The organism is Amycolatopsis sp. NPDC089917, from assembly GCF_040684635.1.
GTDB lineage: Bacteria > Actinomycetota > Actinomycetes > Mycobacteriales > Pseudonocardiaceae > Amycolatopsis.
Map to the genome: position 1 here is coordinate 1 of NZ_JBFBGL010000131.1, position 7525 is coordinate 7525.

At 71.3% G+C, this 7525-nt stretch carries 7 protein-coding genes; 1 reads left to right on the forward strand and 6 read right to left on the reverse strand.

The features are described 5' to 3' along the window. Positions 1–104: 104 nt before the first annotated feature. The 6 genes from AB0N89_RS40745 to AB0N89_RS40770 all read right to left on the reverse strand — a co-directional run bounded on the left by AB0N89_RS40745 (position 105) and on the right by AB0N89_RS40770 (position 6128). Positions 105–887, reverse strand: coding sequence for an RICIN domain-containing protein (locus AB0N89_RS40745; RefSeq protein WP_364217027.1), 783 nt, complete (start codon positions 885–887; stop codon positions 105–107). 85 nt (positions 888–972) lie between these two features. Then, a complete protein-coding gene (locus AB0N89_RS40750; RefSeq protein WP_364217030.1) occupies positions 973–2259 on the reverse strand; it encodes a DUF58 domain-containing protein in 1287 nt (428 codons plus the stop codon). Then, complete coding sequence (locus AB0N89_RS40755) at positions 2259–3218, reverse strand: MoxR family ATPase (RefSeq protein WP_364217042.1); 960 nt, start codon at positions 3216–3218, stop codon at positions 2259–2261. Before AB0N89_RS40755 ends, AB0N89_RS40750 begins: the two co-directional genes overlap by 1 nt. Before the next feature lie 26 nt (positions 3219–3244). Further along, the gene (locus AB0N89_RS40760) at positions 3245–4369 is read right to left on the reverse strand and encodes a DUF4350 domain-containing protein (protein WP_364217033.1); all 1125 of its coding nucleotides are present in this window, start codon (positions 4367–4369) and stop codon (positions 3245–3247) included. Continuing rightward, positions 4366–5007: a DUF4129 domain-containing protein gene (locus AB0N89_RS40765; protein WP_364217036.1), complete on the reverse strand. Its 642-nt coding sequence runs from the start codon at positions 5005–5007 to the stop codon at positions 4366–4368. Before AB0N89_RS40765 ends, AB0N89_RS40760 begins: the two co-directional genes overlap by 4 nt. Further along, positions 5001–6128 carry a hypothetical protein gene (locus tag AB0N89_RS40770; protein ID WP_364217039.1) on the reverse strand — a complete coding sequence of 376 codons (1128 nt, stop codon included), beginning with the start codon at positions 6126–6128 and terminating at the stop codon, positions 5001–5003. The genes AB0N89_RS40765 and AB0N89_RS40770 overlap by 7 nt, the downstream gene beginning before the upstream one ends. A 345-nt stretch (positions 6129–6473) precedes the next feature. Here AB0N89_RS40770 and AB0N89_RS40775 point away from each other — a divergent pair, with 345 nt between their 5' ends. Then, positions 6474–7430 (forward strand): neutral zinc metallopeptidase, encoded by a 957-nt coding sequence (locus AB0N89_RS40775; RefSeq protein ID WP_364217045.1) that lies wholly within the window; start codon positions 6474–6476, stop codon positions 7428–7430. The last annotated feature ends 95 nt before the right edge of the window (positions 7431–7525 follow it).

The window sequence follows — 7525 nt, forward strand, 5'->3', positions numbered from 1 at the left end:
CCTGGTCCATCGACGACGGCGTCACGCGGCACGCCGTCGAATCCGAGGAACCGGAAGAATCCGTGATCGAGGTCGGCTACGAGATCACACCCGGCCCACGCGGTTCAGCAGGTGCAGCTGCTTTCGAAGGTGATGCTGTTCCCGTCCTCCAGACCCGCGCTCCCGGTGAACCGGATCTCGAACTCGCCGGGTTCGGTCAGGACGATCTTCGGGCTGGTCGCGGCGCCGTCGGCGCCGGTCTTCGCCGTCGCCGTCTCGGCTCCGCCCTCGAAGACCAGCACGTTCTTCGGCCGTGCCGCGCGGACGAAGAAGTTCACCGGGACGTCCGCCGCGGGCTGGCCGTTCTCCCCGACCACGCGCACCACGAACGGCTGCCCGGGCGTCTTCGTCGACAGCCGCTGCCCGTTTCCGGACAGGATCGCGAGCGTCCGCACCCCGGCCGCCCAGGTGTTGGACAGCCCGGGCAGCGAGCAGACCTCCTGATAGAGCCGCGCTCCGGCGGTCGGCGCCTCCGCGGTCAGGCAGCGCGCGGTCGCCACGTTCGCCAGCAGCACCAGTCCGGGAAGCCCGGCGTTGCGGCGCCACTGCTGGTAGCGGTCCTTGCCGTCGCACGCCACGAGTTTGACGCCGACCCCGTCCACCGGGCTGATCGCGGCCAGGCACTGTCCACTCGGGACGTGTTTGTACGAGAGCGCCGCCTTGTCGTACACCCACCGCGCGCCGGCGTCCTTCGCGTCGGCGAGAGTGAGCTTGCCGTCGGCCGCGGACAGGGAGATGTTCCCGCCCCCGTCGGCGAGGTAGACCGGGCTCCCGGCGGGTTGCGCGGAGGCGGGTGACACGAGCAGCGCCATCGGGAGCATCGCGAAGAACAGCACGACCTTGCGCAAACCGGACCCCGATCCTGTCGGCGTGGATGTCCTTCGAGCTAACCGCCCGCGACACCCGCCGCCAACCGGCACCACACGATCGGGTTCAGAGCCGTCCGGCCGCCTTCAGCGCGAGATAGCGGTCGGCCAGCCGCGGTGGCAGGTCCTCGGGCACGGCGTCGACGACCTCGACCCCGTGCCGCGCCAGCCGCGCGGTGACCTGACGCCGTTCGGCCAGCACCCGCTCGGCCGCGGCCGCGTCGTAGACGGCTTCCGCGTCACCGCGCCCCGCCGCCATCTCGGCGACCCGCGGATCGGCCACCGAGGCGATCATCAGCTGATGCCGCGAGGTCAGCTTGGACAGCACCGGGAACAGGCCTTCTTCCAGGGGCGCCGCGTCCAGCCCGGTCAGCAGGACGACCAGCGCGCGCCGCCGCGTCCGCCGCAGCACCTCGGAGATCATCCCCCGCGCGTCGGTCTCGACCAGCGACGGTTCGAGCGGCGCCATCGCGTTCACCAAGGAGGGCAACAGATCCGACGATCCCTGCACCGCGGCGTGGACCTGACGGTCGTAGGCGAGAAGGTCGACGCGGTCACCCGCCCGGGCGGCGAGCACGGCCAGCAGCAGGGCCGCGTCCATCGCCGCGTCGAACCGCGGCGCGTCGCCGACCCGGCCCGCCGAAACCCGGCCGGTGTCGAGCACCAGCACCACGTGCCGGTCGCGTTCGGGTCGCCAGGTCCGCACCATGACGTCGGACGCGCGCGCCGAAGCCCGCCAGTCAATCGACCGGACGTCGTCGCCGATCACGTACTCGCGCAGGGAGTCGAATTCCGTGCCCTGGCCCCGGGTCAGCACCGCGTTGCGGCCGTCGAGCTGCTGCAGCCGCGCCAGCCGCGACGGCAGATGCTTGCGGCTGTGGAACGGCGGCAGCACTCGCACGGTCCACGGCACCTCGTGTGAACCCTGCCGCGCCGCGAGCCCCAGCGGTCCGGTCGACCGGACGGTGACCCGGACGGCCGTCCGGTCCCCGCGCCGGGTGGGCAGGAGCCGGGTGGTCACGACACGCCTTTCGCCCGCGGGCAAGGTCAAGCGGTGCCTGTCGTCCGCGCCGGCGCTGGGCGGCCACGCGTCCCGGAGCCACGCGCGCACCGGACGGCCACCGGGATTCGCGACGGTCAGCGTGACCTCGCAGCCCTCCCCCAGCCGCACGGACGTCGCGCCGGACCGCGCGAACGCCAGCCGCCGCACACTCCCGGCGAGCACGAGATCCAGCACCACCAGCAGGAACAGCACCGCGGCAGCCAGCCCGATCCCGGCCCACGAGGGCAGCAGGAAGCCGACCACCGGCGCCGCGAGGAGCGCCAGCAGCCCGAGCCGCCCGGTGACGGCCATCAGCGTGGAACGGGCACGGACGCGAGGACGCGATCCAGCACACCGTCGGCGGTCGCGCCTTCGAGTTCGGCCTCGGGCCGCAGGTCGAGCCGGTGCCGCAAAGACGGCCGTGCCAGGGCTTTGACGTCGTCCGGCGTGGCGTAGTCGCGACCCGCGAGCCACGCCCACGCCCGTGTCGCGGCCAGCAGCGCCGTCGCGCCACGCGGCGAGACACCGAGGCGCACGGACGGCAGCGCCCGCGTCGCCCGGCAGACGTCGACGATGTAGGCGAGCACCTCCGGACGCACGGTGACCCCGGCGACCGCCCGCCGCGCGGCGTCGAGCTGAGCGGCTCCGGCGACCGGCTGGATCCCGGCGGCGGCGAGGTCCCGCGGGTCGAAACCCTGGGAGTGCCGGGAAAGGATGCCGAATTCGTCCTCACGGGACGGCATCGGCATGGTCAGCTTCAACAGGAACCGGTCCAGCTGCGCCTCGGGAAGGGGGTACGTGCCTTCGTATTCGACCGGGTTCTGCGTCGCGATGACGATGAACGGGTCGGGCAGCGGCCGCGTCTTGCCGTCGCTGGAGACCTGCCGCTCCTCCATCGCCTCCAGCAGCGACGACTGCGTTTTCGGCGGGGTGCGGTTGATCTCGTCCGCCAGCAGGAGGTTCGTGAACACCGGGCCCTCGCGGAAGGAGAACTCGCCGCTGTGCGCGTCGTAGACGATCGAGCCGGTGATGTCGCCCGGCATGAGGTCCGGGGTGAACTGCACCCGGGTCGTCTCCAGGTCCAACGCGGCGGCCAAAGCCCGCACCAGCAACGTCTTCGCCACGCCCGGGACGCCTTCGAGCAGCACGTGTCCCCGGCACAGCAACGCGATGATGAGCCCGGTGACGGCCGCGTCGTTGCCCACCACGGCCTTCCCGACCTCAGCGCGCAGCGCGATCAGCGCCGCCCGCGCTTCGGCCGCACCGTCCACCCTGGACTGCCCGGTCTGTTCGGTACTCAAGACCGCTCCACCTCTCGTTCCACGACGTCGAGTCCGTCCGCCAGCCGCACCAGCGCGGCGTCATCGGCGGGCGGGTCCCCGTACAACAGCGCGCCGATCTCGGCGGGCGCCCGGCCGGTCCGTCCCGCGACGGACTCCACCAGGGCGGCGGGTTCGGCGTCGCGGGTCAGCCCCAGCAACGGCCGGAGCCGCGCGCGGGCCGCCTCACGCAGGGTCTCCCCGGCGTGCGCGGCGGCCTTCGCCTTGCGATACAACCGTGCCCGTCCCTCGGTGGCTTCGGCCGCGCGCACCACGACCGGGATCGGCTCGGTCACCACCGGCCCCAGCCGCCGAGAGCGCCACAGCGCCAGCAGCAGCACCGCGACCCCGGCCTGCAGGGCCGCGTACGACCAGCCCGCCGGGATCAGTTCGGACAGCGGCTTCTTCTCGTTCTCCAGCGACGGGTCGGCGGGCGTCGGCAGGTACCAGACCAGCCGCTCCTGCTTGCCGAGCAACCGCATCGCGAGCGCCGCGTTGCCTTCGTCGGCCAGCCACTCGTTGGTCAGCGGCTCGGGGGCGCCGAGCACGGTGACCGTCCCTTGTGGACCGGGCACTTCGAGGAACGAGCCGCCGTAGCATTCCCGCGCCCTGGGCTGCGTGGCCGCGTACTTCAGGCCGCCCATCGTCGCGCTCCCGGCGGCGACGGCGTCCTCGACCTGGCAGTCGGGGGCGCGGGTCTCGGTTTCGAGCTGACCGTTCACCCGCACGCCGGGGAGGACTTCGTCGACCGTGCCCGCACTGGGCCGCACCAGCACGACGTTCTCGGCGTCCCGCCGAATCTGCGTGAAGGTGCTCTTGGGCACGTAGGCGGGCTGGGTGATCAGCACGCTCGCGCCCGCCGCCGCGCCCTTGAGCTCGGCCGCCGTGTGCACTGTGGTGATCTTGACGCCTTCCCGTTCCAGCAAGGTCGCCAGCGCGCGGCCGCCGCCGGGCTCGTAGGAACCGGGTTCGAGGGAGCCGGTGGTCTGCTCGCCCTGGACGAGGACGAGCAGCGTCCCGGTCAGCACGATCAGGAGGACGACCGCGAGCGGGAGCTGCACCCCGCGCCAGATCCGGCGGGCGTCGGGCGAAACCGAGGTCATCCGGCCGCCAGCGCGACGGGCCGGGCACGGCGGCAGCGTTCGTCCAATTCGGACAGTGAGCGATAGCCGGCTTCGGTGGCCGGGATCCCGCCGTAGTGGACGTCGTCGAACAGCCGGGCGCCCGCGCGCAGCGGGACGGCGACGTCGGGAAGCAGCCGTCCGGCTTCGACGGCGGCCTCGTCGGCGGTGCGGCCGGACTTCTCGTCCAGCAGCGCCCGCTCCTCCAGGGACCGCACCACGGCACGGAAGATCTCACGGACGGCGTCGTCGAAGTCGCCCCGCGACGCCGCCTCCTCGGCCGCCTTCCGGTGTTCGCCGGAAGGCTTGCGCTGCCCCGCGAACACGGCCCGCCCGCTCTTGGCCGACGTCGCCAGCGGACCGGACCGCACGCGGATCACCACCACCAGCACGATCACCACGACGGCCAGCAGCAGCACGGCGAAGATCCCGCCGGGCACCGCGCTGTCGACGGTGTCGAGGAAGCTCAGCAGCTTTTCGAGCACCCAGCTGAACGCCTCGGACAGCCAGCTCGGTTTCGCGTTCTGGTAGGCCGATCCCGAGAGCTCCTCGGCCGCGCGCAGCCGGGCGGTGTCCCGGTCGATGTCGACCGGGACGTCGGTGAGGAAGCGCGTCACCATGCCTGCGGCGGGGGCGGCGGCGTGATCCCGGCCGCGCGGGCCAGTTCGATGTCCATGCCCTCGCGGCGCATCCGCTGGTCGATGTAGAGGATCACGGTCACCAGCGCGGTGAACGGGCCGACGATCGTCTGCGCGATCACCGTGCCCACCGACTGCAGGATCAGGTCACCGGTCGAGGGAACGTACATCTGGTCCAGATTGCCGAAAATGGACAAGAAGGCGCTGAAGCTGAACGGCAGCGTGATGATCGACGCCAGGAACGACGAGATCACGTACGCCAGCAGCAGGATCCCGAACACCCGCCAGAACATGCCGGAGACCAGCTTCACCGACCGGCGGAACGCCTCCATCACGGTGCCGCGTTCGAGGATGAACGCCGGGCTGGCCAGCGCCCAGAAGGTGTAGGGGATGATCGCGGGCAGCAGGCAGAAGATCGCGCCGACCAGGATCGCCAGCGTGTAGAGCACGGTCAGGCCGAGCAGCGGCAGCAGCCGCGGCGTCGCCTCTTTCAGGGCTTCTTTGAAGGTGACCGGCTTGCCCAGCACGGCCTTGCCCATCAGGACGGTCAGGAATCCGGTGAGGATGGTCGTCCCGAGCAGGGTGGCGACGAGGGTGATGAACGACGTCGCCAGCGATCCGCCCAGGACGCCGAGCATCTGGTTCATCAGTTCCTGATCGGTGGCCGCCGGGCCGAGATCGCGGATCTGTTCGAGGTCACCGGTGGTGTCGACCAGCAGCAGCCCGACCAGGTTGAGGGCCGCGGTGAGCACGGCGGTGATCGCGGCGGCGCCGAAGACCATCCGCCAGTACTTGCGCATGGCCGTGACCGCGCCGTCGAGGATGTCGGTCAGGTTCAGCGGGCGCAGCGGGATGACCCCGGGCCTGCCGAGGCCGACCTTCCAGTTCGGGTACTGGTACTGCTGCTGCGGCGGCTGGTACGACGGCAGCGGAGGCGGCGGCGTCGCCCCGGACGGGGACTGCCACTGCTGCTCCGGCGCCGGTGGCGGCACTTCCCCCCGCGGCGGCGTCGGCGTGTCCGCCTGCGGCTGTGCCGGTGTGTCCGCCTGCGGCTTCGGCGTCTCGGTGCCTTCCGGCCCGGACGGTCCGCCGGTCTCCGTCATGCGACAGCCCCTTACCCGTTCATGTTGCTTACGCACACTCTTCCAGAGGGCCCGACACCCAGCCAGAGCTGGGGGGACGACACTGATGGGTGACCACTCGCCTCACCCTGGATACCCTCTGCAGCCAAGCAGTGGGAGTGGAGGCCGTTAGCTCGTTATGCTGAACATCGGACCGGGTACCCCCGGTTCGCCCCTAGAACCACCGGGACCGACTTGATGACGCAACCGCCCCACGGCCAGTGGCCGCCACGCGGCGCCGTCCAGCCACCGCCGGTGCACGGCCCGCCCCATCCCCAGTGGCAAGGCGCGCCGCACCACTTCCCGCCGCCGCCACCACGCCGGTCCGTGGGCGCGATCGTCGGCATCTGCCTCGGCGCGGTCGCCGTGCTGGTCCTCGGCCTGGTGGCGATCGTTTCACTCAATCGTGACGGCAAGGATCACGTAGCGAACGCGGGCTACAGCACCCTGCCGAGCCCGCCGCCGTCCGCGGAACTGACGCCGAGCGGGTCCGCGTCGCCCTCTTCCTCGTCGAACCCGTTCCCGACGTCGCCGACCAGGGCGCCGTCCTCGTCGAGCGGGCCGCAGAAAATCCTCAAGCTCGGCGACCACCCGATCCTCCAGGACCCGAACGCCGGCCTCCAGAACCGCGTCTGCAACCTCCCGCAGTGGCAGAGCAGCCAGCAGGCCGCCGAGGCGTTCTTCACCGCGGCGGGCAAATGCCTCGACAACGCCTGGGGCCCGTTCCTCGAGGCCTACAAGCTGCCGTTCATCCCGCCCGCCCTGCACTTCCCGACCGGGGCCAGCTTCGAAACCGAATGCGGCACGATCCAGGTGGGCATCGCGACGGCGGCGTACTACTGCGAGAACAACCTCTACGTGCCGTTCCGCGGTCTTCAGACCGACCAGTACGGCAACAACCCCGGCGTCTACCTGGCCCTTTTCGCGCACGAGTACGGGCATCACGTGCAGGAGGTCGCCGGGCTGATGGACGCGGCCTGGCAGAAGATCTACGACTCGGGCCAGAACAGCCCCGCCGGGCTGGAGATGTCGCGGCGCAAGGAACTGCAGGCGCAGTGCTTCTCCGGGATGTTCCTCGGCGCGCACGTCGACCAGGGCGGCACGGTCAGCCGGGACATGTACAACAAGGCCTGGAACGACCAGGAGACCCGGGGCGACAACACCTCGCGCAGCCAGGACCACGGGACGAACGCGCATTACGCGTCCTGGTGGCGGGCGGGCGCGAGCAACAACCGGATCGCCGACTGCAACACCTTCTCGGCCCCTTCGAGCGCCGTTTCCTGACGGTGTTATTGGGAGGTAAGGCAAAGGTGTCCCTGCCCGGGTGTCAAGTCCGTGAAGGCCTCCTTGAGGGACCCAGGGTCCCTCAAGGAGGCCTT

Bases quoted from the DNA above. Each gene is read 5' to 3' on its own strand.
- AB0N89_RS40765 (WP_364217036.1), bottom strand. From the start codon at position 5,007: ATGGTGACGCGCTTCCTCACCGACGTCCCGGTCGACATCGACCGGGAC.
- AB0N89_RS40770 (WP_364217039.1), bottom strand. From the start codon at position 6,128: ATGACGGAGACCGGCGGACCGTCCGGGCCGGAAGGCACCGAGACGCCG.
- AB0N89_RS40750 (WP_364217030.1), bottom strand. From the start codon at position 2,259: ATGGCCGTCACCGGGCGGCTCGGGCTGCTGGCGCTCCTCGCGGCGCCG.
- AB0N89_RS40760 (WP_364217033.1), bottom strand. From the start codon at position 4,369: ATGACCTCGGTTTCGCCCGACGCCCGCCGGATCTGGCGCGGGGTGCAG.